The organism is Corynebacterium sp. LK10, from assembly GCF_008042455.1.
GTDB lineage: Bacteria > Actinomycetota > Actinomycetes > Mycobacteriales > Mycobacteriaceae > Corynebacterium > Corynebacterium jeikeium_D.
Map to the genome: position 1 here is coordinate 41,322 of NZ_NOVT01000013.1, position 23,867 is coordinate 65,188.

Annotated in this window: 22 protein-coding genes; 15 read left to right on the top strand and 7 right to left on the bottom strand. The window is 59.5% G+C overall.

All coding sequences use genetic code 11. The features are described from left to right. Positions 1 to 19 precede the first annotated feature (19 nt). The gene (locus tag CHU70_RS04045) at positions 20 to 589 is read left to right on the top strand and encodes a molybdenum cofactor biosynthesis protein B (RefSeq protein WP_126108175.1); all 570 of its coding nucleotides are present in this window, start codon (positions 20 to 22) and stop codon (positions 587 to 589) included. A 290-nt stretch (positions 590 to 879) separates the two neighbouring features. On the opposite strand, the gene mscL is transcribed toward CHU70_RS04045, so the two are convergent. From mscL to CHU70_RS04065, 3 genes are all read right to left on the bottom strand, one after another. Continuing rightward, entirely contained in the window at positions 880 to 1,296 is a 417-nt protein-coding gene (gene mscL, locus CHU70_RS04055) for a large-conductance mechanosensitive channel protein MscL (RefSeq protein WP_147718944.1), read from the bottom strand. 252 nt (positions 1,297 to 1,548) lie between these two features. Beyond that, on the bottom strand, positions 1,549 to 2,094 hold the full coding sequence (locus CHU70_RS04060; protein ID WP_224433571.1) for an SAF domain-containing protein: 546 nt from the start codon (positions 2,092 to 2,094) through the stop codon (positions 1,549 to 1,551). Between the two features lie 105 nt (positions 2,095 to 2,199). After that, positions 2,200 to 2,874: a 5-formyltetrahydrofolate cyclo-ligase gene (locus tag CHU70_RS04065; RefSeq protein ID WP_147718942.1), complete on the bottom strand. Its 675-nt coding sequence runs from the start codon at positions 2,872 to 2,874 to the stop codon at positions 2,200 to 2,202. Between the two features lie 132 nt (positions 2,875 to 3,006). Between CHU70_RS04065 and CHU70_RS04070 the strand changes: the two genes are divergently transcribed. The 6 genes from CHU70_RS04070 (at position 3,007) to CHU70_RS04095 (ending at position 8,930) form a co-directional block, all read left to right on the top strand. Continuing rightward, on the top strand, positions 3,007 to 3,981 hold the full coding sequence (locus CHU70_RS04070) for a UTP--glucose-1-phosphate uridylyltransferase (RefSeq protein ID WP_016423265.1): 975 nt from the start codon (positions 3,007 to 3,009) through the stop codon (positions 3,979 to 3,981). Between the two features lie 79 nt (positions 3,982 to 4,060). Next, positions 4,061 to 5,332, top strand: a complete 1,272-nt coding sequence (gene glp / locus CHU70_RS04075; protein ID WP_005511382.1) for a gephyrin-like molybdotransferase Glp — start codon at positions 4,061 to 4,063, stop codon at positions 5,330 to 5,332. Between the two features lie 30 nt (positions 5,333 to 5,362). Then, a complete protein-coding gene (locus CHU70_RS04080; protein WP_147718941.1) occupies positions 5,363 to 5,995 on the top strand; it encodes a GNAT family N-acetyltransferase in 633 nt (210 codons plus the stop codon). A gap of 173 nt (positions 5,996 to 6,168) precedes the next feature. Then, on the top strand, positions 6,169 to 7,440 hold the full coding sequence (glpR, locus tag CHU70_RS04085; protein WP_147718940.1) for a gephyrin-like molybdotransferase receptor GlpR: 1,272 nt from the start codon (positions 6,169 to 6,171) through the stop codon (positions 7,438 to 7,440). 236 nt (positions 7,441 to 7,676) lie between these two features. Further along, complete coding sequence (locus tag CHU70_RS04090) at positions 7,677 to 8,081, top strand: DoxX family protein (RefSeq protein ID WP_370449619.1); 405 nt, start codon at positions 7,677 to 7,679, stop codon at positions 8,079 to 8,081. A 66-nt stretch (positions 8,082 to 8,147) separates the two neighbouring features. Continuing rightward, entirely contained in the window at positions 8,148 to 8,930 is a 783-nt protein-coding gene (locus CHU70_RS04095; RefSeq protein WP_016423261.1) for a zf-HC2 domain-containing protein, read from the top strand. Here the strand turns inward: CHU70_RS04095 and CHU70_RS04100 are convergent. After that, positions 8,927 to 10,423, bottom strand: coding sequence for a dolichyl-phosphate-mannose--protein mannosyltransferase (locus CHU70_RS04100; RefSeq protein ID WP_255466710.1), 1,497 nt, complete (start codon positions 10,421 to 10,423; stop codon positions 8,927 to 8,929). The genes CHU70_RS04095 and CHU70_RS04100 overlap by 4 nt on opposite strands. Before the next feature lie 142 nt (positions 10,424 to 10,565). On the opposite strand from CHU70_RS04100, the gene rsmI reads away from it, so the two are divergent. Further along, complete coding sequence (gene rsmI / locus CHU70_RS04105) at positions 10,566 to 11,420, top strand: 16S rRNA (cytidine(1402)-2'-O)-methyltransferase (RefSeq protein WP_187269729.1); 855 nt, start codon at positions 10,566 to 10,568, stop codon at positions 11,418 to 11,420. Positions 11,421 to 11,579: 159 nt separating this feature from the next. Further along, a complete protein-coding gene (locus CHU70_RS04110; RefSeq protein WP_147739775.1) occupies positions 11,580 to 13,256 on the top strand; it encodes a BCCT family transporter in 1,677 nt (558 codons plus the stop codon). On the opposite strand, the gene CHU70_RS04115 is transcribed toward CHU70_RS04110, so the two are convergent. Further along, complete coding sequence (locus CHU70_RS04115; RefSeq protein WP_016423257.1) at positions 13,253 to 14,518, bottom strand: aminodeoxychorismate synthase component I; 1,266 nt, start codon at positions 14,516 to 14,518, stop codon at positions 13,253 to 13,255. The genes CHU70_RS04110 and CHU70_RS04115 overlap by 4 nt on opposite strands. A gap of 115 nt (positions 14,519 to 14,633) precedes the next feature. Here CHU70_RS04115 and metG point away from each other — a divergent pair, with 115 nt between their 5' ends. From metG to CHU70_RS04145, 6 genes are all read left to right on the top strand, one after another. Continuing rightward, positions 14,634 to 16,460, top strand: a complete 1,827-nt coding sequence (gene metG / locus CHU70_RS04120) for a methionine--tRNA ligase (protein ID WP_147718936.1) — start codon at positions 14,634 to 14,636, stop codon at positions 16,458 to 16,460. A gap of 16 nt (positions 16,461 to 16,476) precedes the next feature. Beyond that, entirely contained in the window at positions 16,477 to 17,301 is an 825-nt protein-coding gene (locus CHU70_RS04125; protein WP_070595358.1) for a TatD family hydrolase, read from the top strand. 165 nt (positions 17,302 to 17,466) lie between these two features. Next, positions 17,467 to 18,618, top strand: coding sequence for a resuscitation-promoting factor (locus CHU70_RS11460; RefSeq protein ID WP_287535645.1), 1,152 nt, complete (start codon positions 17,467 to 17,469; stop codon positions 18,616 to 18,618). Between the two features lie 65 nt (positions 18,619 to 18,683). After that, positions 18,684 to 19,589: a 16S rRNA (adenine(1518)-N(6)/adenine(1519)-N(6))-dimethyltransferase RsmA gene (gene rsmA, locus CHU70_RS04135; protein WP_070595362.1), complete on the top strand. Its 906-nt coding sequence runs from the start codon at positions 18,684 to 18,686 to the stop codon at positions 19,587 to 19,589. 32 nt (positions 19,590 to 19,621) lie between these two features. Further along, positions 19,622 to 20,137: an NUDIX hydrolase gene (locus CHU70_RS04140; RefSeq protein ID WP_083304397.1), complete on the top strand. Its 516-nt coding sequence runs from the start codon at positions 19,622 to 19,624 to the stop codon at positions 20,135 to 20,137. Beyond that, positions 20,121 to 21,950: an ABC-F family ATP-binding cassette domain-containing protein gene (locus CHU70_RS04145; protein ID WP_147718935.1), complete on the top strand. Its 1,830-nt coding sequence runs from the start codon at positions 20,121 to 20,123 to the stop codon at positions 21,948 to 21,950. Before CHU70_RS04140 ends, CHU70_RS04145 begins: the two co-directional genes overlap by 17 nt. A gap of 29 nt (positions 21,951 to 21,979) precedes the next feature. Here the strand turns inward: CHU70_RS04145 and CHU70_RS04150 are convergent, their stop codons facing one another. Both CHU70_RS04150 and CHU70_RS04155 read right to left on the bottom strand, forming a co-directional pair. Next, complete coding sequence (locus CHU70_RS04150) at positions 21,980 to 22,942, bottom strand: cation diffusion facilitator family transporter (RefSeq protein ID WP_070706004.1); 963 nt, start codon at positions 22,940 to 22,942, stop codon at positions 21,980 to 21,982. Positions 22,943 to 22,962: 20 nt separating this feature from the next. Next, positions 22,963 to 23,730, bottom strand: a complete 768-nt coding sequence (locus tag CHU70_RS04155) for a S9 family peptidase (RefSeq protein WP_048733555.1) — start codon at positions 23,728 to 23,730, stop codon at positions 22,963 to 22,965. Between the last annotated feature and the right edge of the window lie 137 nt (positions 23,731 to 23,867).

Consider the following 23,867-nt stretch of genomic DNA (forward strand, 5'->3'; position numbering starts at 1 on the left):
AAACTTCGAGTGAAAAGCTGTGGGAGAAAGCGAGATAGAGCAGATGAGCGAAACCGTGAGTACTGAGCCAAGTGACGTCAACCTCGCTGAGATGGAGCGTCTTATCAACGACGACGGCCAGGTCCGAAATGCGTTCGTTGTCCTCGTGGGGGACCATTTCGAGAACCCGGATGGTGCGGCTTCGCTCATGGTTGAGCTGTTGGAAGAAGACGGCTACTCGGTCGATGCCGTGGTCAGCACTGGTGCAGTCAAGCGTGAGATCCGGAAGGCTCTAGATACCGCTGTTGTCGGTGGCGCAGATTTGGTCGTCACGGTGGGCGGTGTTGGAGTTGGTCCTCGTGCGAAGACTCCGGATGCCACTCGCAAGGTTCTCGATGTGCGGCTGCAGGGCATCGAGCAGGCTATTCGTAACTCCGGTATGGGAGCTGGCGCCTTGGATGCGGGGCTGTCCCGCGGTTTGGCCGGTGTGTCCGGTCAGACAGTGATTGTCAATCTCGCGGAGTCTCGCGCAGCAGTGCGCGATGGCATGGCGACAATTCTCCCGCTGGTCTCACATGTGCTTGATGACCTCTGCCGCTGGAGCGTCTAGGAATGGGCGACGCCAAACATCCCAATCAGCCCAATCAGCCTGAGCAAGCCGCGCCGCGCAGTGGCAGCCGTAGGCAGCGTCGTCGCGCAGGTGCACCGGCGAAAAACTTTGCCCAGTCACGCAGTGCGAAAACTGCGCGCACAGTGCACTATCACGATGAATCCCCGGAGGATGCTCGTGATTTTGATGCGGACTACTGGACAAAACAGCGCCCACCCCATTGGGGATGAGCGCTGTGTAAAAAGCGTTAGTTAGCTTCTTATCGGAAGCTCGCAACTAGCAGCTAGAGGCTAGTTCAGCTCCGTCTTCGGCTTGCCGTTCTGCTCTGCCAGCAGGTCACGAATCTCAGTCAGCAGGTCAGCCTCGGTGACCTCCGGTTCAGCGGAGGTCTCCAGACGAGCCTCACGCATCTCGTTGAACTTGTTCATCGGAGCAACGATGACGAAGTAGACAACCGCTGCGACCAGCAGGAAGTTGATGACTGCGGTGATGACAGCTGCGAAGTCAAGGTAGGTCGACGGGTTGCCGCTGATGATTTCGAAGCCAAGGCCAGTGACCTCAGCGCCACCGATGGTGTTCAGCAGCGGCTCGAGCAGGCTGTCGGTGAAAGCAGTGACGATTGCGGTGAACGCAGCACCGATGACAACACCGACCGCCAGGTCGATGACGTTGCCGCGCATGATGAACTCTTTAAAGCCCTTAAACATAGGAAATTTCCTTCTGTAGAAACGGAACAAACCAAACGAGACCTGTGAGTCATCGCGTTGCTCATGGCAGGCCCATACGATTTTGAGAAACGGGGCAGTGCGATATCTGGCAGTGCCACTCTTCTTCGCTCTAATCGTAGTTTTGAATTGCCTGGCCATTGTATCCCCGCACTAAGTTGTGGGACAAGTCAACTTTCTGCGAAAAACACTGTTCAGGACCATAGAATCTTTGAACCAGTGAGATTTTGGTCACTAACCCGCGAGTAACAGTGTGAGCGGAGATGCTAGCGATGTCGCAGCCACCACCTCCGCGGCGCCGGTGGGCAGAGCGACCAAGACCACCTCATCGTCGACGATGTTGACCACCCTTGCCCCGTGTGCAAGCGGCGCCGCCACCCCGCGCTCATCCGCTGTCGACACAATATCCACGCTGTCACCAGTGCGAAGAGCGGACACAATGCCCGCATCAGTCAACGTGATGGCAATAATTTTGCTTTCCGACGTCCCCGTCAGCGACTTGGCAAGTGACGGGCCGACCATTCGCTGCTCTGTAATTATCTCTCTCGGTGACATGCCGGTGGCCAGGGTGCGTCCCCGCACAGAGGCGATGTCCGTTACGGCTCCACCGGGAACGAGCTCCCGGGGAATGTCCTTGAAAGCCACATCTTGTTCTGCCACCGATGCGCCAGCCGCAATGGATTTGGCGCTAACCACTACCCGAATATGGCCGCTGCGGGGTGTCAATGACTCCACCGCCGCCAGGCCGACTGCGCATAGGAAAACAGTGAGGGCAACCATCCGCCGAATAGTTGTGGGGCGGAGCTTTCGGAATGGACGCGGAAACCGGGACGAATATTTTGGGCTCATATTAAGTTAGGCGCGAAAATCCCGGAATCGGTTCCATTAAATCTGTGAAATCCCCGCTGGCGTGATCACATAATCGGCAGGAATGTCGTGCTCATCGTAGGCAAGCTCCGTGCGCAATTCGGTGTCGAAAACCGCAACAGCGATGACCGCAGTTCTCGCTCCATCCGTATCGTCGTCGCGTCGAGCGAAAACCAAGCTGCGATCGTAGTAACCAGCGCCACGCCCTAACCGCATCCCGGTTGCGGGGTCGGCCGCAACTGCCGGCAGGATAATGGCGTCGGCAACACCCAGCTCAGCTGGGCCAGCAGAGTCTTCCACCGAAACAGGTTCTAAGAGTCCAAATCGGCCCTTGTGGAAGCTGCCGTTGTAGTAACCCCAGTGCAGCGGTTGTGGTGGACCGGGCGGGCAGACGGGAAGCAGAATTCGTGCTCCGGGAACCGCGTTGGCCAGAGCTTCCACAAAGCCCTGGCCGGGCTCACCACCAGTCGAACTAGAAACGCTTGCGCCGGGTTCGTCGCCAGCGGGGACATAGGCGGCAATGATGGGTTTTGCGAGGTCGCCGACGGTATTGGATAACCATTCTTGCAACCGCTGTACCAGTGCTTCGTCGTCAAGCATGCGCTCACGCTGCCCCTTGGCGGCGCGTGCGGCGAGTACCTCGTGCCGTGTGCGGGCTTTGAAATCAGACGTGGTTTCGGGAAGCGGAGCCATACCTGCAAACCTACTCTGTCAGGTAGGGGAGCGACCTCTGTCGTCAGCGCAGGAGAAAATTTCTGATTAATGCGTTGAAAAAGCGGGGTCAGCCTCCGAGCAAATGGAAGTTATATAGGTATCGTTGCCATTATGGTCTCATCGTCTAAAGAGTCTGGTTCGGACATGACTACTCCGGTTCGAACTGTCATCGTTCCTGCCGCGGGCATGGGTACGCGATTCTTGCCTGCCACCAAGACAGTGCCGAAAGAATTGCTGCCCGTAGTTGATACGCCGGGCATCGAGATGATTGCTGAAGAGGCCGCCGCCACGGGTGCGCAACGCCTGGCTATTGTCACAGCGCCGAGTAAGGATGGCGTGCTTGGGCACTTCGACCCGCGCCCGGACCTTGAGCAGACTCTCGCCGAGCGCGGCAAGGACAAAATTGCAGCGAAGGTACGCCGCGCCACCGAGGTTATCCGCGTCGAATCCGTTGTCCAGGATCGACCGCTGGGCCTGGGGCATGCGGTGCTGGTCGCAGAGCCGCTGCTCGAAGACGATGAGGACAGCGTTGCTGTCATGCTTCCCGACGATCTCGTGCTCCCAGTGGGCGTGATGGATCGGATGACGGAAGTGCGCGAGCGCTTTGGTGGTTCGGTGCTGTGTGCGCTGGAAATTCCTCATGAAGAGGTCTACAACTACGGTGTCTTCGATATTGAGGACGCCACCCCGGCGGAGTCTGGTGAGCTCGGTGCTGACGCGGCCGACGCTGATGCCTGGGACGATGTGAAGCGAGTCAAGGGCATGGTGGAAAAGCCGGACCCTGCGGATGCTCCATCCAACTTCGTTGCAGTCGGACGTTACTTGCTCGATCGCGCCATCTTCGATGCGCTGCGTCGCATCCCGCGCGGTAAGGGCGGCGAATACCAGCTCACCGATGCAATTGAGCTGCTGATTCAAGAGGGGCATCCGGTTCATGTGGTCGTTCACAAGGGGTTCCGCCATGACCTGGGAAATCCTGGTGGCTTCATTCGTGCTTGCGTAGACTTTGGACTCAGGCATCCGGACTACGGCGAGGGGCTGCGCGACTACATGCAGCAGCGTCTGGCGCAGGATGAACAGGCTTAAAGCCTTTTTATAGAGGCTTGTACTGAAAAGCTGAATAGCCATAAAGCGCACCGCGGGTTGGTGTCGAGGAAGGTAAAACATGCGTTCTGTGGAAGAACAGTTGGCGGCAATCACCGCACACGCTGTGATGCCTGATCCTGTGCGCGTTGCTATTTCGGAATCCCTCGGCATGCTGTGCGCTGAGGATGTCATCGCTGAGCAGCCGTTACCGGGATTCGTGCAGTCAGCAATCGATGGTTATGCGGTGCGCGCTGTCGATATCGTCGGCGAATCTGGTTCTTTACCTCCGGATGCGCGTCAGAGTGATGTTGATTTTCGCGAGGTTGAGCTACCTGTTGTCGGTGAGGTGACAGCGGGTTCGCATCACCCGATGCGGCTACAGCCGAAGCAGGCCGTGCGCGTACAAACTGGTGCGCCGCTGCCATCGCTTGCCGACGCCGTCGTGCCCCTAAACTGGACCGACCGCGGTGGCCGTCGAGTTAATGTTCTCCATCCGGTCTACTCCGGTGACTTTGTGCGCAAGGTCGGTGACGACGTGCAGCCGGGTGACGTGGCGGTGTCCTTGGACTCGGTGATTTCGCCGTCACAGGTTGGATTGCTGGCAGCGGTGGGGCGTTCGAAGGTTTTGGTGCACCCCAAGCCACGTATGTCCGTGATTTCCATTGGTAATGAGTTGGTCGATGTTGACCGCACACCGGGGCTCGGTCAGGTCTACGACGTCAACTCCTACGCGCTGGCTGCAGCCGGCCGCGATGCTGGGGCTGAGGTACACCGAGTGGGTATTGCCACCGGTGAGCCCCGCCGCATCCGGGAAATCATCGAAGGCCAGCTCATTCGCAGTGAGCTCTTGGTCATCACGGGGGCTGTCGGCGGTGCCGCGGGTGAGCAGATTCGCCGTGTGCTGGCTGAATTGGGCGAGGTTGATGTTTCCCGCATCGCTATGCATCCTGGTTCAGTCCAGGGCTTTGGTCTGCTGGGAGATGACAAGATTCCAACGTTCCTCCTGCCGTCGAATCCGGTCGGCGCATTGGTCGTTTTTGAGGTCATGGTTCGTCCCCTCATCCGACTGGCGTTGGGGAAGCGCAATCCCCGCCGCCGCGCTGTCACCGCTCGTGCTGTCGGCCCGATCGAGTCGGCGGAGAAGCGCCGTGGCTACATCCGTGGCCAGCTCATGCGTGACCGCGAGACCGGCGAATACATGGTGCAGCCGCTGGGAGGTTCCGGCGGTGCGCAAGCCCACCTTTTGGCCGGTATGTCGGAAGCCAACAGCCTCATCGTGATTCCGGAAGACGTGCTGCACGTGCGTCCGGGAGATGTAGTTGACGTGCTGTTCATGGCGCGCCAGGCCTAACCTCACTCCACTACCGCGAGTATTGTTGCTGTGCGTACTTCTCGTCTAGTAACCAGTGGCGGCCGAGTCCGCCTGCGTGTGCCAGAGCGCTCTGATGCCTCTGCATGGCGGGCACTGCGGCTGCGCGACGAGCCCATTTTGCGCCCCGTGGAGCCAACCCTCGAGGACGACTGGGATAACGCCCACAGGGCTTCTGTTTTCCGCCGTAACCTGCGCAGTTGGCGTCGTTCAGAGGCTGCGGGAGACATGATTGTCTCCACCATTGAGGTAGACGGCCAGTTCGCCGGCATGCTCACACTCGGCGGTATTACGCCTTTCCCCGTCGCTCACGCCTGGATTGGCTATTGGGTCGGCAGCGGCTTTACATGTGGAGGGGTCGCCACTGCTGCAGTGGCGTTGGCGTCGGATTATGCCAAGAAAGTTGGCGTCCACCGAATTGAAGCGACTGTGTTGGACAGCAATGTCCCGTCGATACGCGTGCTGGAAAACTGTGGGTTCGAGTACGAAGGCGTGGCGCGGGAAGCCTTCCATATGGATGGCGCGTGGCGCGATCATCTGACCTATGCACGGGTGGGCGAGGACAGTGCAGTGGACCTCATCGTGGCGAGTGGTCGTGCGCAATATGAAGAGGCGGAGAAATACCCACCGCAACGGCGCGCCTGAGTAGTCTGAGTAACACACGCCGATAGGGTGATGACAACTCTACTATTGGGCGAATTCGCTCTAGATACGCTGACTGCCTTCGCAAATGCCTCTGTGGAAGGGCATGTGGGTGGCGTATTTGGGCCGGGGAGAGACGGCGAAACCCCGGGCGAAATCGCAAGGAGACACAAAATATGTCAACTTCACTGTTGCTGATACTCATCGTTGTACTGTGGCTGTTTGTGCTGGCCCCGCTGGTGGTCAATACGCGCAAGCCGATTCGTCGTACCTCCGATGCGCTAGGTAAGACCCGCGTGCTGCATCGTGGTGGCGAGGAGTTGGCCACGACGCGCCGCCGTCCGTCTTTTAAGGAGTCGGACGTGCGCGTGGCCGAAGAAGTCGACGATTCTCTCGAAACCGTTGACGCGCAGGTCGACGATGACTTCGATGTCAGCGACGTGCTTATCGACGACACCGTGGACGAGGCGGCCGACCCGGCCGTCGTTGACGGCGATATCGTCTACGAGCTGGAAGCGGCAGATGCAGAGGAGGAGACCCCGCAGGCGGATGATTCCGCTACCGAGGAAGCCACTGCTGAGTCTTCTGACCGCTCTGACATGGACGTGTCCGATGATGAGTCTGCAGACCAGTCGCTGCAGGCTGTCGTTAATGACGAGGATGCTGAATCTGACTCCGCCGTGGCCTCCGCCGAAGGTGACGTGGTTCGTGCAGATGAGTCCTCTTCCGATGTGAGCGTTGACGTTCGCCGTCAGTTTGTCGACGCCGATGACTTGATGTTCGAAGATGCCGTTGAATCTGACGCTGATTCCGGTGCCGCGGCTGACGCTGAGCACGCGGACGCTGAGGCTCTCTCTGAGACTGAAGAGGCAGCAGACACCGTAGACGAGCAGGCGGAACCCGACGAGACCGTCGAGGACGACAGCGACCACAGTGTCGAGTCCAACGATGACGCAATTGCTGTCGATGACACCTTGACCGAAGATGATTACGCGTTCGCTGAGAAGCGCCGTGGTCGTGGTGGGTTCGATCCGATTTCGGATGCCCAGTACGCTGAGACTCGCTTTGCCCGCCGCCGCCGTTCGGTTGCTGGGCTGGCAGCGTTCATCGCGGTCACGGTCATCATCGCTGCTTTCGCCGGTGGTTGGACCTGGTGGATTCCACTGGTCGGTGTCGGCTTGATGACCCTGTATCTGGTCAACCTGCGCCGCACCGTGCGTGCAGAGCAGGAACTGCGGGCTCGCCGAATTCGCCGTATGAAGATGGCCCGCCTCGGCGTGCGTAACCGCGAGGATGATGAGCTGGGAATTCCACAGCGTCTGCGCCGTCCGGGCGCGGTAGTGGTCGAGCTTGATGATGAGGACCCGGATTTCGCAGATCTGGCCTACACTGACTACCGCTTTGATGACGACGATTATGACGAAATGCCACAGGCTCGTGTGAGCTAGTCCTGTGAGCTGAGCCGTAGAACAACCTTAAAGTTGTCTGAGCACGTCAGCGCGATTTTTTGTTAGAAACTCGGCCTGTTACGATGTCACTACCTAAGACATGACACACCGGGTGTGTTTGGCGGAAGGCTTCTCCCGAGGGGTTGGGAGAAGCCTTTTTGCATGTTTAAGTCGCTGGCCTCTCGCAGCCGCAGTGCTACCGTGTTTTGACCGTGCCGTCGGGTAGCATGTCCCTCATGGATCGACCGGTAATGCGCGACATCGCGCTCGTGATTCTCCGCCTGATACTCGGAATTATCTTCATCTGCCATGGCTGGGACAAGATTTTCATCACCGGTATCGACAAGATGACCGGTTACTTTGTCGCCGCGAATATCCCGCAGGCGCACTTGACGGTCTGGGTTGTCGCTCTAGTCGAACTGGTCGGTGGCGCGTTGCTGATTCTGGGACTCTTGGCCCCGACGGTGGCGATGGTCTTCATCATTGAGATGATTGGTGCCTGGTGGTCGATGCACTTGGGCAATGGCCTGTTTATCCGCGACAACGGTGCAGAGCTTGTGATGTCACTCATCGGTGGGCTGGTGATGATTTTCGTATTCGGGGCCGGCCGTTTCAGTTTGGACAGGCAGTTCATCAGGTAAGACCTCATCAGATAAGACCTCATTAGGTACAACCCCCTTAAGAGTTAAAGGCGGTGGAGATCCCCCGTGGAGTGCGAGGAAATTCGCGCAGCATTGTCAGCTCGTCTCGATGGCGAGCAGGCAAGCATTGCCGATGAAGTCATCGATGCCCATCTTGGGGCCTGTGAGGAGTGCCGAGCTTGGTATGAGCGAGCGGTGCGGCTGAACCGCGCCCTTACGGTTGGGCCTGCCGATGGTATGCCGGAGATTTCCACGGATGATCTCTCGGAGCGCATTTTGGTCTCCATCGAACCGGAGCGCCGCCGGCGTGAGCGCGCATGGCTGCTCATGGCCGGCACCGCCCGCGGGGTGCTCATTGCACTGGGCCTTTGCTGGGCGGTCTGGGGGATTGCGACACTGGTCGACGCCTCCGGCATGATGACGCTCGGACTTTCCTCGACGCAGCCGCAGGGCGGTGCAGGAATCGCGACAAGCACGGAAGCGCCTATCGACGGTTCCACTGCCACTGTTGACCCAATGGAGCTCGGAGCACGCCTTGCCATCCAGCTTGCGGCAATTCGGCTTGCATTGGCAGTGGGATTGTTCTGGGCTGCCTGGCGGCCACGCGCTGCCATGGGCATGGCGCCGGTCTACGGTGCCGTCGCCACGTTCAGCATTGGTTTTGGTATTCGTGACATTCTCATCGGCGCCCAGGGAGCATCTGAGATTGCTGGCCTGGCCTTGATGTTTGTCTCCGCTTTGACACTGGCCGTTGTGTGGCTGGGCGGTTATACGCCGACGGCAATCGCACAGGCATGGCGAGCCGCCTCCGGGTTGCCGGTCACAGGCGTGCCGCCACAGCGGGACTAGCTCCAGGACGGCAACCAGAACCGCCAATCGAAGTGGTTGAGAGGCAGCGGGTAGCCGGTCAAAATCGGCAGCCAGAACACAAACGCGGCCACCACTAGTGCGGCGTGTGCGCCAACGATTACTAACCCCACCGGCTTATCGCGGGGCCGCCAGTGTGAGAGATCGTCGGCAAGCAGAGCAAAGGCGATGAGTACGAATGGAATCAGCGCGGTGGCGTAGAAAAAGTACATCTGCCGGTCGTAGCCGATGACCCACGGCAGCCACGAGGCGAGGAAACCGATGACTGGCAGCGCGTAGCGGCCGTCGCGGCGGCCGAGCCAACGCCATGTGGCCCACAGGACCACGGGGACCAGCAACCACCAGATGGGTGGGGTGCCAAAGAGCATCATCCAGCCCTTGCACTCCTGGCCGTCACTGCAGGTGGTTTCGGTGGAGTAGTAGAGCATTGGCCGCCAACTCACCAGCCACTCCCAAGGCTTGGACTCCCAAGGGTGTTTGTGGCCATTAGAGGTGGTCAGCTCGGCGTGGAACTTCAGCACGCTGTTTTGGTAGTGCAGGTAGTTCTGCAGGGCCTCGGGAAGCCAGTCGGTGCCGGGGAGTCCCGTATCGCGGTCTTCGGGCGAGACATGGCGATAGACCGACGTTTCTTCGGCGAACCAGGAACGCCAACTTAAGAAGTAAACGCCCAGCGGAACCACCACCAGATCACGCAACGCCGGGGCGGTATCGCGGGCGAGCGCGCCGAGCACGGGCTTGTCCGCACCGGCATTCTTGCGTGACACCAGATCCGTGAAGACGGACCACAGGCCGAATGCGGCCATGTAGTACAGACCGGACCACTTCACCCCGGTGGCAAGCCCCAGCATGATGCCGGCGAGCAGTCGCCACCAGCGATAACTGAGATAGGGGCCGAAACTACCTAGCTCCGTGGCGGATTCCAGGCGCTTGCGGGCATCGGCCTGGTCAATGAGAAGTGCCCACGCGGCCGCGATGATGAAGAAGGTCTGAATCATGTCCAGCATGCCGACCCGAGAGGAGACAAACAGCACTCCGTCGGCAAGCGCGTAGAGACCAGCAATACCCACCGCCAACCGCGAGCCACGAGAGATGCGTCGGACGATGTCCATGAGCAGCAGGATAACCAGCGTGCCACACACCGCCGACATAAACCGCCAGCCCATTGGTGAGTAACCGAAGATCCATTCGCCCACGGCGATGACCTGCTTGGCCACTGGCGGATGCACAATCAGACCGTAGCCGGGATTGTCCTCAATGCCAGACGAGATGGGGTCGCGGGTGGACTCCAGAATCTGCCATGCTTGCGGCACATAGTGCTTTTCATCGAAGAGCGGGGTGCCATTGTCGGTCTTGGCAGCAAGCCCGATGAAACGGGTTAGCGCTGCGACGATTCCGAGAACCACAAAAGTGGCGGTATCCCATTTGTCCCACCGCCGCAGTGGCGGCAGCGAGGGCACCGGGGGAATCGGGCGCAGGAAACGCTTTTTCGCGCGGCGCTTGGTTTCCGGTGGTGGGGTTAAAGCGGCATCGGTCACGAATGTCAGTTTAAGCTATGGAATCATGACGCATTCGGCATCGAACTTCCAACCGCACGAGAACGCGCCTCTTAGCGAGGCAATGACGCTGGCCCCTGGCATCACTCTGGTGGCAACGCCGCTGGGCAATATCGCCGATGCCTCCGACCGCTTGCGCGGTGCGCTTATCGACGCCGATATCATCGCCGCGGAAGACACCAGGCGAGCACGCAACCTGGCCACAGCGCTGGGCATTTCCCCCAAGGGGAAGTTTGTTTCAAACTTCGATCACAACGAAGAGAGCCGCACTGAGTCGCTGATTCAGGCGGCGAAGGCGGGACAGAAAGTCATTGTGGTGACCGATGCGGGGATGCCGGTGGTGTCGGATCCTGGCCTGGCTGTGGTGGCGGCTGCTCACGACGCGGGCGTGCCCGTGTCCTGCGTACCGGGGCCGAGCGCGGTGACTACCGCATTGGCTCTCAGCGGGTTGGGCGTCGGCCACTTCTGCTTCGATGGCTTTGCACCTCGTAAGCAGGGGGCGCGCCGGGCCTGGTTGGAATCACTGAAGACAGAGAAGCGAGCCTGTTGTTTCTTTGAGTCGCCGCATCGATTGGCTGACACGTTGGCGGATGCCGCGGAGATTTTGGGTGAGGAGCGGCGCGCGTCGGTAAGCCGTGAGTTGACCAAGCGCTTTGAAGAGACTCGCCGTGCGACGCTGGGAGAGCTGGCTGCGTGGGCGGAGGAAGGTGTCCGCGGCGAAATTACGGTGGTGATTGAGGGCGCGGGGCAGCAGGCGACGGTGGTATCCACGGAGGACTTGGTTGACCGCGTGGAGGAGCTCGTGGCTGATGGCATGCGGCTGAAGGATGCCGCGAAGCAGGTTGCGGCAGAGGCTGGAATGACAAAGCACCGTGATCTCTATCAGGCGGTTTTGGCTGCTCGCGAGGAAAATCGTTAGGTGATTGTTACTTTGTGCCAGAAAATCTCCCAGCACACGGCAGTGAACAGGGTAAACGCCATTAGTGGCAGTTTTTGCACTCTGGGAAAAATGAAGAAAACCTGAGAAAACCCGCATTCTAAGTTGAAATCCCAGGTCAATGGTGGACATGGTGGAGGAATGACGAATCCACCAGAACATGAAATACAACAAGAAGTAGGGGAGTCGGTCGTTGGCGAAGTCAGGGCCGACGATTCTCACGCTCCCGTGAACCTCGGGGTTACCGTCCCCGCCATTGTCGCAATTCTGGCAATTATCGTCTGGGGCCTGGTGTGGCCAGATAGTTTCTCCACGTTTGCATCTAGTTCTCTGAACTGGGTTGTGGAGAACACCGGCTGGCTGTTTATCTTGGCCAGCACCGTCTTTGTCTTCTTTATTGTGTCCATCGCAATTTCCAAGTTCGGTCACATCCGCCTGGGCAAGGACGCCGAGAAACCAGAGTTTTCCACACCTAGCTGGATTGCCATGATGTTCGCCGCCGGTATGGGCATCGGTCTGATGTTCTACGGCGTTGCTGAGCCACTGACCTTCTACCGCGAAGGTGTACCGGGTCACCAGCCAAAGGAAGTCGGTACCGCCATGGCATCGACGATGTTCCACTGGACTCTGCACCCGTGGTCGCTCTACGCCATCGTCGGCCTCGCCATTGCTTACTCGACCTACCGTCTTGGTCGTAAGCAGCTAATCTCCGCGGCGTTCATTCCGCTCATCGGTGCACGTCGCGCTGAGGGATGGTTGGGCAAGCTTATCGACGCACTTGCGATTTTTGCCACCGTCTTCGGTACGGCAGCCTCTCTCGGTGTTGGTGTGCTGCAGATTTCCGCTGGTTTGGAGATCAACGGTTTCACTGCCATCAAGGGCACAAGTTTGTGGATTGGTCTTATCCTCATTCTGGGTTGTGCCTTCTTGGCTTCTGCGCTGTCGGGTGTGGGCAAGGGCATTCAGTACATCTCGAACTTCAACATGATTGCCGCTGGCCTGCTGGCCCTGCTGGTGTTGGTCCTCGGCCCTACCGTGGTGATTCTGAACCTGATTCCGACTTCTATTGGTAGCTACCTGAATTCCTTCTTTGAGATGGCCGCCCGCTCCAGCGCTTCCGCTGACGGTACCGCCGGCGAATGGCTGTCGTCCTGGACAATTTTCTACTGGGCCTGGTGGATCTCCTGGTCGCCGTTTGTCGGTATGTTCATCGCGCGCATTTCTCGCGGCCGTACTATCCGTGAGTTCGTCTTCACCGTCGTCGCAGTTCCGTCGATTGTCTCTGCGGTATGGTTCTCCATCTTTGGTGGCACCGCCATTACCCGCGAGCAGGAGGGCGCGTCCATCTACGGTGACGGTTCGGCCGAGAGTCAGCTGTTTAACCTGCTGGATTCCATGCCGGGTGGTGCGATTACTTCCGTCATCGCAATGGTTCTGCTGGCTACCTTCTTCATTACCTCGGCGGACTCCGCCTCCACGGTGATGGGCACCATGAGCCAGTTCGGTCGACTCACAGCATCGCGCACGGTCACTGCTATGTGGGGTATTTTCACCGCTCTGATTGCGATTGTCCTATTGGTCACCGGCGGCAGCGATGCCCTGTCCAACCTGCAGAACATCACCATTTTGGCGGCAAGCCCGTTCGTCATTGTTATCTTGGCGCTGATGGTGGCGCTGGTTAAGGGGCTTTCCGACGATCCGATGTACCTCGATGACAAGGAACAGCGTCAGTTTGCCCTGCGCATGGCTCGCGAGCGCCGCTTGGCGGAAGCGGCCGAACAGCGCGAACGCCGCCGTGCTCGTAAATTGCGCAACTAGCTTTCCAACAGCAGCGGTGCGGCCTTGGCCTCAATCTCGGCCCATTCGCCCTCGGGCGTAGACCCGATGGTGATGCCACCGCCGATGCCAGCTTCGACCCGAACTCTCCCCGAGTTCGGGTCTTTTGCATACTCAGCGGTACGAATGGCGACATTGAGCTCAAGTGCATCCCCGTGGGCCGCACCAATCGCGCCACAGTGAGCGCCACGGGGCTCGGGTTCCCACTCGCGCAGAAGCTCAATTGCTCGCAGCTTCGGTGTACCGGTGACTGAGGCCGGTGGGAAGCAGGCATCGATCAGCTCAGCGTGGCTGAGCTGATCGGGAAGTTCCGCGGAAACTGTGGAAAACAGGTGCCACACGCCCGGTGCCGGACGCACACTGAGCAGATCCGTGACCTTCACAGTGCCAGTTTTGGCCACCTGGCCGAGGTCGTGGCGCACCAGGTCGACAATCATGATGTTCTCGGCGACATCCTTATCGCTGCGCAACAGCTCATGCGGGGGCCGGTCAGCGGGAATCGTGCCTTTGATAGGAGTTTCAGTCACGCTTGTGCCAGCGCGGATGAGGAACTCCTCAGGACTCAGCGAGGCCAGAATTGGAATTCCAGCATCGAGGTTGCCGGGCAAGAATGCCGCTCGAGCCGGCTGATACCGCGCCACGCGGGAGGAAAACCACGCGCCGGCGTGGGCTAGTGCAGCATTGTCCACATCGACGTTCGTGCCCGATCCCGCATTCAGCTCCGCGTGAAAGCGTGTAGAGATGCAGGTTTGGTACACCTCGCCCGCGGCAATTGCTTCCTTACAGTTCTCCACTGCAAGCTGGTGGCGTTCTCGGTCGCCCTGATCCCACTCCAGTGGTGTGGCCGCGGGGAGCGCGTCGTCACGCGTGTTTTCGTGCGAGTATTTGATGGTCTCCTGAAGGGCTTGGAAATCCGGATTTGAGGGGTCACCGGTGCCGGGGCCGTCGAAATGCCACGTGCCGTCGTCGGCAAGCAATGCGACGCAGGCAGCGATCCCATGCGCGCTGGTGCCGGAGTAGGGGCGGAACCCAAATAGCCACGCATTGGGGTCGGGGCTGGTGAAAAGCGCTGTCGAATCGCAGGCGGTGAGCTCGACGTTAGCGGCGAGAACCGCGCGATAACCGAACCAGGAGCCGACGAGTGCGGCGGGGCGATGACCGGCGGCGATAAGACGAGCTAGCGCAGTGGTCGCGCGCGAAGTGAAGTCAGCGGCCGAGTCGGAGGAGGTGGACCGAGTGGACATAGGACATAAGCGTAGTGACTGCGCGAGCGCGCGATGACGCTAAGGGACAGTTCTTGGAAGACTTCATGAGGGCACAGTTCATCGTGATGGTAGGTCATCTATTACCCTGTTAGATATGTCTCGCATTTTCACAGCAGTTGCGTGGCCGTACGCTAACGGTCCGCGACATATCGGCCATGTTGCAGGTTTCGGTGTCCCCTCGGACGTTTTCGCTCGCTACCAGCGAATGATTGGCAATGACGTGCTGATGGTCTCCGGTACTGATGAGCATGGCACGCCACTGCTTGTGCAGGCGGAGAAGGAAGGCGTTTCTGTCCAGGAATTGGCCGACCGTTACAACCGCCAGATTGTGCAGGACCTCGCGGGTCTGGGGCTTTCCTACGACCTGTTTACGCGCACAACCACGCGCAACCACTACGCCGTTGTCCAGGAGCTCTTCCGTGGGCTCTACGAAAACGGCTATATGGTCAAGCAGACCACGATGGGTGCGATTTCCCCGTCGACCGGTCGCACCCTGCCGGACCGTTACATCGAAGGTACCTGCCCAATTTGTGGCGCTTCCGGTGCCCGCGGCGACCAGTGCGACAACTGCGGTAACCAGCTTGACCCGGCCGATCTGATTGATCCGGTGTCGAAAATCAACGGCGAGCCCCCGAAGTTCGTTGAAACTGAGCACTTCCTGCTAGACCTGCCGGCTCTGGCAGAGGCCTTGACCGAGTGGCTGCAGGAGCGCAAGGACTGGCGCCCGAACGTGCTGAAGTTCTCCCTGAACATCCTGAAGGACATCCGTCCGCGTGCAATGAGCCGTGATATTGACTGGGGTGTGCCGATTCCGCTGGAGGGCTGGTCGGAAAACGGGACGAAGAAACTCTACGTTTGGTTCGACGCCGTCGTCGGTTACCTATCCGCTTCCATCGAGTGGGCCTGGCGCATTGGTGACCCGGAAGCGTGGCGCAAGTGGTGGAATGACCCGGAGGCGCTGTCCTACTATTTCATGGGCAAGGACAACATCACCTTCCACTCCCAGATTTGGCCGGCTGAGCTGCTGGGCTACCGTGGCGAGGGCTCCCGCGGGGGCGAGGTCGGGGAGCTCGGTGAGTTGAACCTGCCGACGGAGGTCGTCTCCTCGGAGTACCTGACCATGTCGGGCTCGAAGTTCTCCTCTTCCAAGGGCGTTGTCATCTATGTGAAGGACTTCCTGGCGGAGTTCGGTCCGGATCCGCTGCGCTACTTCATCGCCATGGCTGGTCCGGAAAACCAGGACACCGACTTCACCTGGGATGAGTTCGTCCGCCGCGTGAATAACGAGCTGGCCAACTCCTGGGGCAACCTGGTCAACCGCACCGTGTCCATGGCTTTCAAGAACTTCGGTGAGGTGCCAACTCCGGGCGAGCTCACCGACGCTGACCGTGAACTGCTCGACTTGGCTGAGCGCTCTTTCGCCGAGGTCGGCGACGCACTCGCACTGTCCCGTTTCCGCGCCGGTATCACCGCCGCCATGCACCTGGTCGGAGAGGCGAACGCCTACATTGCGGCGCAGGAGCCGTGGAAGCTGGCGAAGGACGAGTCCCAGCGTGAGCGTCTCGCCACTGTGTTGTGGACAGCGCTGCAGGTAGTCAGCGACGCCAATGTCCTGCTGACCCCGTACCTGCCGGAAAGCGCGCAGAAGGTCTTCGAGACCCTGGGCGGCGAGGGCATCTGGGCCGCAATGCCGGAAGTCCAGGAAGTCGAGGACGACATGCCGGTCGAACCGGTCGGCGCAGACCTGCCGGCAGAGGGCAGGAGCTACCCAATCATCACTGGTGACTACGTCAATCAGAAGGCCGCCTGGCATCGCTTCGACATTGAGCCGGGTACGCAGCTTGTCAAGCCGAAGCCGATTTTCTCCAAGCTCGACTCTGAGCTGGCTGAGCACGGCCCTGAGTGGGCACAGGTGAAGTAGGGGGCGCAGTAGAAGAATGGGAAAGCGCAAACGCAAAATTGCAGAACCCGCGGAGTATCTCACTCCGCTGTTTGACGCCCACACGCATCTCGCGTCCTGCGGGGCGCAAACTCCGGAGGAGATTGCGGTTCTCATGGACCGTGCCGCCGCAGCGGGCGTCGTCGGAGTTTGCACGGTCGGCGATGGCATGCCGGAAACCGAACTGGCCTTTACCGCCGCACACGCGCACCCCAACGTCTGGGCCGCCGCCGCCATCCATCCGACGCGCGCACACGAGCTTGACGACGACGCCAAGGCCCGTCTAACCGAAATGGCTGCCGACCCCAGGGTTGTGGCAGTGGGGGAGACGGGATTGGATTGGTACTGGCTGGATTCTCTCGACGGCTGCGCGTCGAAGAGCGAACAGCTGGCTGCGTTGCAGTGGCATATGGAGCTCGCAGCAACCGTCGGCAAGCCGTTGATGATTCATAACCGCGATGCCGATAAAGATCTGATGGCGGCGTTGGACGGCTATGACAATACGGTCATTTTGCACTGCTTCTCCTCGCCCATTGAGGTTGCCCGCGAGGCCATTGCGCGCGGTTACCTACTGAGCTTTACCGGAAACGTGACCTTCAAACGCAATGATTACCTGCGGCAGGCTGTGGCTGAGGCGCCGGCGGAGCAGCTGCTGGTGGAAACCGATGCTCCGTACATGACCGCGGAGCCGTTCCGAGGTGCGCGCAATGAGTCAACTTTTATCGGTCATCAGGCGCGTGCGATGGCTGCGGCCCGAGAAATCGGGGCGGAGGAGATGGCGCAGATTTTGACGGATAACGCACGTCGGGTGTACGGCATTTAAGCACGTGCCGGCGTATTGCCGCCCTGAGCTGTGGAAATGCAGCCGGGGCGGTTTGTTGTATTTCCCGTCACTTTTATCGATATATTTTAGACAACACTGAATCTTTACCGTACTGTTACAAACTGTATTTCTTTCATCTGATAGCTGCCCATCCTCCGAAAGGCTGTGACGAACCCCGTGAGTGCTGCGAAGAAGCGTCATCTCAATCGTGCTAACGACGGAGTCTCCACTTCGTCCAAGATCGCTGCTGGCGGTCTGGTCGCTGCTGTTGCTCTGGGTGGCACTGTCGCGGCATCCAACTACGACACCATCACCGTCGAAATTGACGGCAAGGTCGAGCAAATTGCAACCTGGTCCAAGGATGACAAGGCCATTCTAGAGAAGGCTGGTGTCGAAACCACCGGCGGAGACCTGGTTCAGCGTCAGGGCGACCTCACGGACGGCGGCAAGCTGGTCTACCGCTCTGCCAAGCCGGTCACGATGATTGTCGATGGCAAGCCGCAGGAGCACAAGACCAATGCCATCACTACCGATGAGCTGATTGAAGGTCTGAAGAAGCAGGGGCTCATCTCCGATAAGGACAAGGTCGAGGTCGAAAAGGGCGAGATTTCCGCTAAGGGGGTCGAACTCGACGTCGTTCGTGCCAAGAATATTGTGCTTCACGACGATGCCAAGGACATCGACCTGACCGTCCCGGCTTTGACCGTCGGTGATGTACTGGCACAGCGTGGCATTGAGCTGCGTGAAGACGACACCGTTGAGCCGGGTCTGGATGCGCCGGTCACTGAAGGCATGCGCATCGCGCTGTCTCGTCTGATTGATAAGACCATCACCGAGACTGAGGAAATTCCAGCTCACGAGAACATCATTGAAGATGATTCGATGTTCGAAGACGAGCGCATCGTTGAGCAGGAGGGTGAGCCGGGCCAGGTAGAGCGTCAGGTCAAGGTCACCTCTCGCGACGGCGAAGAGCTCGGACGCGAGGTCCTGGAAGAAAAGGAGCTAAAGGCTCCGGGTATCTCCACTATCCGCCAGGGCACTAAGTCTCGCATTGCAGCTCCGGCCGCTGGCTACGGTGTGTGGGATCAGCTGGCTCAGTGTGAGTCCGGCGGCGACTGGGCTATCGATACCGGTAACGGTTTCTCCGGTGGTCTACAGTTCACCGATTCCACCTGGGCAGCTTACGGCGGTACTGAGTATGCACCGCGTGCATCGCAGGCTTCCCGCGAGCAGCAGATCGCTGTTGCCGAGCGCGTCCAGGCTGGTCAGGGTTGGGGTGCATGGCCCGCTTGCACCGCTTCCATGGGGCTTCGTTAAAGCTAGTTCAGACTAGCCAAAACGAGCTAAACCTATTTTGTCTTTTGACCCCGTAGTATCTAACTGTGACTAAAGCAGAAGTTTCTTTCCTGGGGCCGGTCGAAGTGCGCGACTTGGCGGCGCAGTTGGATATTGTCCCGACGAAGAAATTGGGGCAGAACTTCGTCCACGACGCCAACACCGTGCGTCGAATTGTCGCTGCGGCGGACTTGCCGGAGGATTCCTACCCTGTTGAGGTCGGCCCCGGCTTGGGCTCGCTGACCCTCGGGCTGCTCGAACACTGCGGCCGCGCCGCGGCTGTTGAAATCGATTCTCGGTTGGCGGAGCGTTTGCCCCAGACAGTCGCTGAGCGCGCTGACGGCTGCGCGCTAGAGCTCATTGAGAAAGATGCGTTGAAAGTCAGTCGCGAGGACTTTCGGACCGCCCCAGATGCGCTGGTGGCCAATCTGCCATACAACGTTTCTGTACCGGTGCTGCTGCACATGCTTGCCGAGCTCCCCACCATCCGCCGCGTGCTCGTGATGGTGCAGTCTGAGGTCGCTGACCGGCTGGCGGCTCAGCCGGGCTCCAAGATTTACGGCGTCCCCAGCGTCAAGGCCGCCTACTACGGCACAGTGCGTCGCGCCGGTGCCATTGGTCCGCACGTCTTTTGGCCGGTCCCGAAGGTTGATTCCGGGCTTGTGCGCATTGACTGCTACGCCCGCTCCGACGCTCCTGAGAACCCCAATGCCGCCGATGCCCCCGAGGCTCCGTGGGAGATTTCGCCGCAATTTCGCGCGCGCCTTTTCCCGCTTATCGACGCTGCTTTTGCGCAACGCCGCAAGACCCTCCGTGCGGCCTTATCGGGGATTTACGGATCTGGTGCCGCAGCCGAAGAAGCGCTTATGGCAGCGGGGATTGACCCCAAGCAGCGAGGAGAGAAGCTCGAAATTGCCGATTTCGTTCGCCTCGCTGAGGTCTCACGAGACTAGCGCTTTTAATAAAGGACAGGCGATCTTTCCCCATGCACCGTGATGACACCCCCAGTAGGGCCGAGATCGGCCGGCGCGAACCACGCGGTTTGGCGTGCACAAAGTACTGGCCTGACGACGACGGTTGGGTATGCAACTGCATAGTTTTCCGAGGTAGTCGCCTGCTGCTTCTGCTGCGTGAATACGATGGATTCCTCGGTGGCCAATGGGATTTGCCCGGCGGCAAACTCGATGCCGGGGAAGAACCGTCAGAGGCCGCTGTGCGCGAACTGCGCGAAGAGGCCGGTCTGCGCGCAGCGGAGGTCAGCGAGTTTGCGCATTATTCCAATCCTGATTTGGGCGGGGAGAACTTCCGTTTCCACACAGTGACCTTCCTAGTGCGCGAGGCCGACGACACGCAGAATGTCCAGCTCAGCGGCGAGCATCCGGAGTTTAAATGGGTAACCCGAGAGCAGTTCGAGGAGCTGCCGGTGGCTTGGTATGTTCGGCGTGTGCTTGGCAACGTCGAATGGGGCACAATAAATACTCATCATGGCGAATCTGATTAATTGCGAGAATATTTCTAAGTCCTTCGGGCTCAAGACTCTGCTCGACGGCGTTAGCCTCGGTGTTCAAGAGGGCGACCGCATCGGTGTTGTCGGCCTGAACGGTGGTGGCAAATCCACATTGCTGAAGATTTTGGCAGGTGTGGAGCCGGCGGACTCCGGACGTATTTCGCGGGCTAATGACATGGCTATGGCACATGTCACCCAGGGCGCGGAGCTCGACCCGAACTCCACCGTGTTTGAGTGCGTCATCGCACCGCTGGGACTCGCCGAACACGAATGGGCCGGTAATGCCTCCATCCGCGAGGTTCTCGATGGCATCGGTATCAATGACCTCGGTATGGATACCAAGGTCGCTAATCTCTCCGGTGGTGAGCGGCGCCGAGTTAACCTGGCGGCTGCGCTAGTCCGTGACCTGGATCTACTCATTCTCGATGAGCCAACGAACCACCTCGATATTGAGGGTGTGCAGTGGTTGGCCGATCATGTCCTGTCGCGCCGGGCAGCCCTGGTCGTCGTCACGCACGACCGTTGGTTCCTGGACACTGTTGCCACGAAGACATGGGAAGTCCACGACGGCACCGTCGATTTCTACGATGGTGGTTACAACGACTGGACGTTCGCGCGTGCCGAGCGTGCGCGCCAGGCTGATGCCGCCGAGCAGCGTCGCCAGAACCTTGCGCGTAAGGAACTCGCCTGGCTGCGTCGTGGGGCGCCGGCCCGCACGTCGAAGCCGCGCTATCGTATCGAAGCAGCTGAGGCGCTCATCGCCGATGTACCGGCGCCGCGTGATTCCGTGGAGCTGATGGCCTTTTCGCAGCGCCGTCAGGGCAAGGTGGTCGTGGAACTGGAACACGCGTCCCTGGAAACGCCCGATGGTAGGGAATTGCTTAACGACGTCACGTGGCGTCTGGCCCCCGGCGAGCGCATTGGCCTGGTCGGTGTCAACGGCTCGGGTAAGACGACTTTGTTGCGCGCATTGGCGGGAGACTACCCCTTAAGCGATGGCAAGCGGATTGAGGGCAAGACGGTGCGTCTGGGTTGGCTGCGACAGGAGCTCGATGATCTGCCGCTGGATATGCGTGTGCTCGACGCTGTGGAGGACGTGGCGACCTACATTGACCTGGGCAAGAAGCAGATTAGCGCCTCGCAACTGGCGGAGCGACTGGGTTTTTCCCCGAAGCGGCAGCGCACCCCAATCGCAGACCTCTCCGGCGGTGAGCGTCGCCGCTTGCAACTCACACGCGTGTTGATGAGTGAGCCGAACTTCCTGCTGCTCGACGAGCCGACGAATGACCTGGATATTGACACGCTGCAGGAATTGGAAGACCTGCTGGACAATTGGCCGGGCACGTTGGTGGTCATCTCGCACGACCGCTACCTGATTGAGCGTATTGCCGACTCGACCTGGGCCCTCTTCGGCGATGGCGAGCTGACGAACTTGCCAGGCGGGATTAGTCAGTACCTCCAGCGTCGCGCACAGCTGGCTGACTCGGCCGCTAGTGGTGGTGCATCTCAAGCAAATGCCGGTAGTCCGCAGACCCGTGGCGCAGCTTCAGAGGAGGATACCTCGAAGCTCTCGGCTGCGGAAGCTCATGCTCTGCAAAAGAAGATGAGTGCTCTGGAGCGGAAGATGGCGAAGCTCAGCCAGCAAGAAAGTGAACTGCATGCGCAGATGGCGGAAGCGAGTGCTGATGTAGCCAACTTGGACACACAAAAGCTGGCGGACCTCGATCGCCGTGCTGCGGAGGTGGTTGAGCAGAAGGCAGAGCTGGAGATGGAGTGGCTGGAGCTAGGGGAGCAGCTCGAGGGCTAGCATCTTACTTCAGCTACTAGCCGAACATTTTAGGTATGAGCCGGGTACTCGTGGTCAGCGTGCCCGGTTCTTTCAATTTGCACCGTGGCGTGTTCAATCCCGTGGACGTCGTGAAGCAGTGCCTGCGCGCGGTCGAGCAATGCGTGCTCGTCGCCGTTGGGGAGCGTGTCGCAGCGCACGAGATGGACAGATGCCAGTAGGTCGCTGCCGTTGAGGGACCAGACGTGGAGATCGTGGACATCGACCACTCCGTCCAAGTCAGACAGGTCAGCAGTGATTCTCTCAGTGTCGACGCCCTTCGGGGTGTACTCCAGCAACACGTGGAGACAGTCGCGCACCAGAACGGCGGCTCGGGGGACGATGAAGAGCGCAATCACGATAGAGACCACCGAGTCGATGGCAGTCCAGCCGGTGTATGCGATAGCGATAGCGGAGATAATGACGGCGACCGAACCAGCGGCGTCGACAAGCACGTGCAGATACGCGCCGCGGACGTTGACGCTTTCCTTGGCAGCGCCGGCGAGCAGAAACGCCGCAATCACATTGGTGAGCAGGCCGATGACTGCGATGATGAGCATCGACGTGGTTTGAATCTCAGATTGCTCCACTGACCCGAATCGCCGGATTGCGCCCCAGAGAATCACAGCGGCAATGATGAAAACTGTCAGACCGTTGACGAGAGCAGTCAGAACCTCAACACGACGGTACCCGTACGTCGCGCGGTGATTGGCTCCGCGCTGGGCGATAGCCAAACCGGCAACTGCCATAAGCAGGCCTGCGGAGTCCGTCACCATATGGCCGGCATCTGCCAGCAGCGCCAGTGAACCCGAGACCAAGCCGCCGATGAGCTCGGCGAGAAATACGACAAGAGTTAGACCCGCAGCTGCGAGCAGGCGACGGGCAGGAGTATTCGCGGGGTCAATATGAGCGTGGTCATGGCCGTGTGAATGACCGTGGCCGTGTGAGTGGCCAGAGTGTTCAGTTGTGTCCATAACCCCTAATGATAACAGGGCTATTCAGCCTCCGGAAGATAGCTATCCGCCCACGCATAAATCAGGTCAGCAGCGCGCGCGGCGGACTTAGCGCGAGTGAGCAAGTGGTCTGCGCGATCCAAGCTCATCAGGGATTTTGGATAGCGAGAGACCTGGAAAATCTTCTGGGCGCTATCGATACCAACAGTCTGGTCGGTCGGGGAGTGCAGAATAAGCAGTGGCTTGCGCAGCTGGCTGAGATAAACCTCCGGGTTGTAGTCCGCCAACACTTCCAAGAACTCACGGGAGATGGGAATGCCACGACCTTCAATCTGCAGAACCTGCGTGCCGTGCTCATCGACCGTCGAAATGTCACCGGCGATGCGCACAATCGAGTGTGCCGGATCGAAGGGTGCACCGATTGTCGCTACCGCCTTGATTTTCGGCATATCGTGGCCGGCGTTCAGCGCCGCTGCGCCACCGAGCGAGTGCCCAATCAGTAGCGAGGGGGCCTCAAATTCTGCCTCCATGAACTCGTAGGCGGCCTTAAGGTCATCGATGTTGGTCTGGAACGTCGTCTCACCGAAATCACCAGTGGACTGCCCGAGGCCAGTGAAGTCGAACCGGAATGCCGCAATGCCCTTCTTCGCCAGCGCCTTGCAGGTGCGTGACGCGCCGGGCACCATCCGATTACACGTGAAGCAATGACCAAATAGCGCCCACGCGCGTGGCTGACCGTCCGGCAAATCAATTGATGCAGCCAGAGTCTCGCCGGTCGATCCCGTAAATTTTAGGTGCTTTGTTGGCATAGGTTATATCCGCGTCTCAGTGTGTGCTCAATGTGTGTACGTTTTCGCTTTACGACGCCCGTTGTGGTGGCGACCGTACGCAATATTAAGCCCGGGTGCCACAAATAAGTGAGGGATTGGGCGAAAAATTCGACCAA

Bases quoted from the DNA above. Each gene is read 5' to 3' on its own strand.
- CHU70_RS04090 (WP_370449619.1), top strand. From the start codon at position 7,677: ATGGATCGACCGGTAATGCGCGACATCGCGCTCGTGATTCTCCGCCTG.
- rsmI (WP_187269729.1), top strand. From the start codon at position 10,566: ATGACGCTGGCCCCTGGCATCACTCTGGTGGCAACGCCGCTGGGCAAT.
- CHU70_RS04125 (WP_070595358.1), top strand. From the start codon at position 16,477: ATGGGAAAGCGCAAACGCAAAATTGCAGAACCCGCGGAGTATCTCACT.
- CHU70_RS04065 (WP_147718942.1), bottom strand. From the start codon at position 2,874: ATGGCTCCGCTTCCCGAAACCACGTCTGATTTCAAAGCCCGCACACGG.
- glpR (WP_147718940.1), top strand. From the start codon at position 6,169: ATGTCAACTTCACTGTTGCTGATACTCATCGTTGTACTGTGGCTGTTT.
- CHU70_RS04140 (WP_083304397.1), top strand. From the start codon at position 19,622: ATGCACCGTGATGACACCCCCAGTAGGGCCGAGATCGGCCGGCGCGAA.
- glp (WP_005511382.1), top strand. From the start codon at position 4,061: ATGCGTTCTGTGGAAGAACAGTTGGCGGCAATCACCGCACACGCTGTG.
- CHU70_RS04115 (WP_016423257.1), bottom strand. From the start codon at position 14,518: ATGTCCACTCGGTCCACCTCCTCCGACTCGGCCGCTGACTTCACTTCG.
- CHU70_RS04070 (WP_016423265.1), top strand. From the start codon at position 3,007: ATGGTCTCATCGTCTAAAGAGTCTGGTTCGGACATGACTACTCCGGTT.
- CHU70_RS04145 (WP_147718935.1), top strand. From the start codon at position 20,121: ATGGCGAATCTGATTAATTGCGAGAATATTTCTAAGTCCTTCGGGCTC.
- CHU70_RS04060 (WP_224433571.1), bottom strand. From the start codon at position 2,094: ATGGTTGCCCTCACTGTTTTCCTATGCGCAGTCGGCCTGGCGGCGGTG.
- CHU70_RS04150 (WP_070706004.1), bottom strand. From the start codon at position 22,942: ATGGACACAACTGAACACTCTGGCCACTCACACGGCCACGGTCATTCA.
- metG (WP_147718936.1), top strand. From the start codon at position 14,634: ATGTCTCGCATTTTCACAGCAGTTGCGTGGCCGTACGCTAACGGTCCG.
- mscL (WP_147718944.1), bottom strand. From the start codon at position 1,296: ATGTTTAAGGGCTTTAAAGAGTTCATCATGCGCGGCAACGTCATCGAC.
- CHU70_RS04110 (WP_147739775.1), top strand. From the start codon at position 11,580: ATGACGAATCCACCAGAACATGAAATACAACAAGAAGTAGGGGAGTCG.
- CHU70_RS04155 (WP_048733555.1), bottom strand. From the start codon at position 23,730: ATGCCAACAAAGCACCTAAAATTTACGGGATCGACCGGCGAGACTCTG.